The organism is Terriglobia bacterium, from assembly GCA_020073205.1.
In the GTDB taxonomy this organism is placed as follows: Bacteria; Acidobacteriota; Polarisedimenticolia; order Polarisedimenticolales; family JAIQFR01; genus JAIQFR01.
This window is the reverse complement of sequence record JAIQFR010000193.1, coordinates 1-3658: the sequence shown is the minus strand read 5'-3', so window position 1 is coordinate 3658 and position 3658 is coordinate 1. Positions and strand designations below refer to the sequence as shown.

At 70.7% G+C, this 3658-nt stretch carries 4 protein-coding genes and 1 pseudogene; 1 reads left to right on the top strand and 4 read right to left on the bottom strand.

What is annotated here, in order from left to right; all coding sequences use genetic code 11:
* Positions 1-94: pseudogene (locus LAO51_20240) on the top strand (S46 family peptidase).
* Here the strand turns inward: LAO51_20240 and LAO51_20235 are convergent.
* The 4 genes from LAO51_20235 to LAO51_20220 form a co-directional block, all read right to left on the bottom strand.
* The gene (locus LAO51_20235) at positions 85-1002 is read right to left on the bottom strand and encodes an alanyl-tRNA editing protein (GenBank protein ID MBZ5641076.1); all 918 of its coding nucleotides are present in this window, start codon (positions 1000-1002) and stop codon (positions 85-87) included. The pseudogene LAO51_20240 and the gene LAO51_20235 overlap by 10 nt on opposite strands.
* Entirely contained in the window at positions 1002-1595 is a 594-nt protein-coding gene (locus tag LAO51_20230) for a hypothetical protein (GenBank protein MBZ5641075.1), read from the bottom strand. The genes LAO51_20235 and LAO51_20230 overlap by 1 nt, the downstream gene beginning before the upstream one ends.
* A gap of 4 nt (positions 1596-1599) precedes the next feature.
* Positions 1600-3324 carry a propionyl-CoA carboxylase gene (locus LAO51_20225; GenBank protein MBZ5641074.1) on the bottom strand — a complete coding sequence of 575 codons (1725 nt, stop codon included), beginning with the start codon at positions 3322-3324 and terminating at the stop codon, positions 1600-1602.
* Positions 3325-3334: 10 nt separating this feature from the next.
* The coding region (locus tag LAO51_20220) for an acetyl-CoA carboxylase biotin carboxylase subunit (GenBank protein MBZ5641073.1) at positions 3335-3658 on the bottom strand (324 nt) is incomplete at its 5' end.

Below are 3658 nucleotides of genomic sequence, written 5' to 3'. Positions count from 1 at the left end.
AGCGCGCTTTGCACAGAGCGGCTTCACCCAGCCCCCGGACGCGACCTTTACCCTCCGCTTGAGCTACGGCGTGGTGAAGGGATATCAGGAGCGCAGGAATCGCGTCAGACGTGGCTCGGTCCTCGCGGTCAACTCGGCGGCGATCCGTTCGGCGAGCTCCCGCTCGAGCTGTCTCACCCGGTGCTCGAGCCGTCTCCGTTCCGCCTGCCAGCCCTCGAGGACCCCCGCGAATTCCTCGCGCGCGGTGCCGATCTGCGCCTGGACCGCCTCTTCCACCGCCGCCGCCTCGCGCAGCTCCTCGAGCACGCGGCCCCCGGCGAGGAAACGGATCCGCGCGCCTCCCCGTGCGGGCTCGGCGTTCACGATGCGCAGCATCTGGATCTCGCCCAGGCGCGCGACGTGGGTCCCACCGCAGGTATTGAGGTCGAGCGTCTCGATCTCGACCAGACGGACGTCGCCCAAGTGCCCCTCGGGAAGGCCGCGGGACCGGATCTGAAGGGAGCCGAGGGCGTGCGGCGGGACCCACCGGGCCGAGACCCGCCGGTCGCGCCGTATCTCGAGGTTGACCTCGTCTTCGAATCCGAGGAGGCGGTCCTTCGGGGGAACCGCTCCTGCCACCTCGATCGCCGTGTACCGCTCGCCCAGGTGGAACGCGGTGGTCGGGAGCCGGTGACGGTCGGCGAGGATCGAGGTGAGCAGGTGCTGCGCGGTGTGCTGCTGCATCCGGTCGAAGCGGAGGGCCCCGTCGATCTCCACCGATGCCGGTCCGAGCGGAACGGGGCGGGCGACGTAGTGCAGGATCCTCTCGCCCCGGGCCTGCACGTCCAGGACCGGCACCCCGCCGATCGCCCCGCGGTCGGCCGGCTGGCCCCCTCCTTCGGGGAAAAAGACCGTCTCCTCGAGACGCACCCAGGCGCGCTCGCCGTCGAACCCGGTCTCGACCACCTGGGTCTCGATCCGGTACAGGTCGGGCTCGTCGTAGAACCTCCTCCGATCGGCCATCAGCGCACGACCATCAGGATCTGACCGGCTCGAATCTCCTCGGCGTCTGCGCAGCGGATCTCGGCGACGACCGCCACGTCCGGGAATCCCGGTCCGCCGAACGCGATCTGGTTGAAGGTCTTCATCACCTCGACGAGGCCCACCGGATCGCCGGTGTGGACCCGCGAGCCGGGCTCGACGAAGGGAGGAGACGCCGGCGAAGGGCGGCGGTAGAAGACACCGTCGGTGGGCGAGAGCACCGCCCACGTTCCCGGCGGGAGTCCCGTTCCGGCGCGGCGGGAGTCGCGTTCCTCGGCGGAGAGCTGGGGGCCCTCTCCTTCGTGCGCCGGTGACAGCTCGAAGAGCGACTGTCCGTACTCCACGGCGAGAGCGCGATCGCGGGGAAGCCCCGGAGCGACCCTCCCCTCGACTCCGTCCGGCAGGACCAGCGCGAAGCGGTGATTGAGGCGCGCGAGGAGGCCGATCCGGCTTCCGGGGCCCAGGAGGGCGCCCGGACGCGGGTGGTCCGTCCAGATCCCGACGGCCGGCGACACCACGCGCGTCCTCCCCTCGGCGCCGTGCTCCGTCCCGACCACGACGATCGGCTCGTTCATCCCCTCACCCCGCCAGGACCGACAGATCGTGCAGCGACCAGATCCTCGGGTTCTTCACCCGCCGGTAGCCGGTGGACTGATACGCCATCTCGACGGCGGCCTCGATCCAGAGGCGGAGCTCGCCGGGCCGAACGATCTCGTCCACGTCCATGCGCGACGCGGCCAGCACCGGGTCCATGTCGCGATTGATGCGCGCCTCTACCGTGTCCATTCCCCTCCGGGTCTCCTCGGCCTCCTCGGGCGTCTTCGCCACGATGTTGAAGTGGTCGTCGAGCTTCGCGTTGAACGCCCCGATCGCCAGCGTCTTCCCCTCCATCACCGCGAGGCGCGTCATCGGCGTCGCGAGCTGGATCAACGGCCGATACGGAAGCCCCGACAGCGCGTAGTACCCGGCCCCCGACGCCTTGCGCAGGAGCACCGTGAACATCGGCACGACGTTGGTCGAGTTGGTGTAGATCAGGCTCGATCCGTACCCGAGAAGCCCCTCCCGCTCGGCCTCGGGACCGATGTCGAACCCCGAGATGTCCTGGAGCCAGACGATCGGGATCCCGTCGTCGTTCAGCGCCCGGGAGAACTGCGAGACCTTGGCGATCCCCTCGCGGTACAGGATCCCGCCCGGGCGTTTCGCGTCGCGGCGCACGGGATCGTCGGTCAGGAGCGGGTTGTTGGCGACGAACCCGGCGTAGAGGCCGCCCACCCTCGCCACGCCGCAGATCATCTCGGGGCCGACGCCGGGGAGCACCTCCCAGAACAGCGAGTGGTCGACGAGTCGCGCCAGTACCTGGCGCATGTCGAACCCCATGCGGTAGTCGACCGGGAACAGGCCCTCGAGCTCCGCCGGGGGATACGCCGGGGGCGCCGGATCGGCCCCGTATCGGTAGTACGCCCAGGCCGGACCGGGCAGCTTCGCCACTTCGGCGCGAAGCCGCTCGACGAGCACGGCGTCGTCGGGCACCCGGTGATCGGCGCAGCGGCTCCGGTGGACGTGGACGTCGGGCCCGCCGATGGACAGCGAGGTGATCTTCTGCGACTTGCCTCCCTTCACCAGCGCGGCGCCCGCGATCACCATGTACGCCTGCTCGGTCATGTAGACCACGTCGCTGATGATCGGCATGTAGCCGCCGCCCGCGATGCAATCGCCGTGAACCCCGGCGATCTGCGGCACCCCCGCCGAGGAGAGGAGCGCGTTCATCCGGAAGATCCCGCCCGCTCCGGTGCGCCCGGGGAACGTCTGCGACTGCTCCGGAAGGAACAGCCCGGACGAGTCCACGAGATAGATCACCGGGAGGCGGAGGCGGAGCGCCACCTCCTGTGCGCGCTGGATCTTCTCCGGTGTCCGCGGCCACCACGAGCCGGACGCCACGGTGTTGTCGTTGGCGATCGCCACCGTCCACCGGCCGTGGACGCGAACGAACGCGGTCACCACTCCCGCGCCCGGAGAAGTCCTCGCGTCGTCGCCGAAGGTCCTCCCCCAGTTCACCAGCGTGCCGATGGGGAGCACCGGGCTGTCCCCGTCCTTGAGCCGCTCCAGGCGCTCCCAGGTCGGCAGCTTCCCTTTCTCCCGGACCCTCGCCTCGTACTTGGGCCCCCAGCCCGCGCGCACCGCGTCGCGCTTCGCCTCGAGGACCGTCGCGCGCTCCGCGGCGGCGTCGCGCTGGGCGCGCCACACGTCGTCCCGGAGGAAGCGCTCCCGCGGCTCCCCGATCGGCTCCAGGATCACTTTGGCCACGTCGGCCCCCTCACCGCGCGAGCCCGCTCCGCTCCAGGAACTGGACGTCGTAGTCCCCGCCGACGAACCCGGGGTGCTCCAGGATCGTCCGGTGGAGCGGGATGGTGGTCCGCACCCCGTCGATGCGCAGGCTGCCGAGCGCGCCCCTCGCCGCCTCGATCGCCCGAGGGCGGTCCTCGGCGTGCACGATCAGCTTGCCCACCATGGAGTCGTAATTCGGCGGAATCCGATATCCCTGGCGTACCGCGGAGTCCCAGCGGACCCGGACTCCGGGCCCGGCCGCCCTCGGCGCCTCGAACGCCACGATCGTCCCGGGATCCGGTCGGAAGCCGTT

What these genes read in the sequence shown, in the direction of transcription:
- LAO51_20235 (MBZ5641076.1), bottom strand. Translation starts at nt 1,002, where the DNA reads ATGGCCGATCGGAGGAGGTTCTACGACGAGCCCGACCTGTACCGGATC.
- LAO51_20230 (MBZ5641075.1), bottom strand. Translation starts at nt 1,595, where the DNA reads ATGAACGAGCCGATCGTCGTGGTCGGGACGGAGCACGGCGCCGAGGGG.